This window comes from Paraburkholderia sp. SIMBA_053 (assembly GCF_046534895.1).
GTDB classification, from domain to species: domain Bacteria; phylum Pseudomonadota; class Gammaproteobacteria; order Burkholderiales; family Burkholderiaceae; genus Paraburkholderia; species Paraburkholderia caledonica.
Map to the genome: position 1 here is coordinate 1 of NZ_JAWRXU010001348.1, position 248 is coordinate 248.

The following is a 248-nucleotide window of genomic DNA, read 5'->3' on the forward strand; positions in this document are numbered from 1 at the left end:
GCTGTCGATCGTCCAGTTCGACACCCGGATCCAGCGCACAGACACGTGGGGCGAGGATGACCCGTTCGAGAAGATCGAGATCATCGGTCGTGGCGGCACGTCTCTCGAGTGCGTACGTAGAGATATGTTGGAGGAAAATCCGACCGCTGCTATCATCTTCACCGACATGCAGTGCAGGCCGATGGAGCCGCTCAACCTCGACATTCCCGTGATCTGGATTGTCACGGGTACAGGTGGTCACAAGCCTG

Annotated in this window: 1 protein-coding gene; it reads left to right on the top strand. The window is 58.1% G+C overall.

All coding sequences use genetic code 11. The features are described 5' to 3' along the window. Window positions 1-248, top strand: a 248-nt coding sequence (locus tag SB753_RS40000; RefSeq protein WP_410805541.1) for a VWA-like domain-containing protein, incomplete at both ends; no start/stop codon positions are given.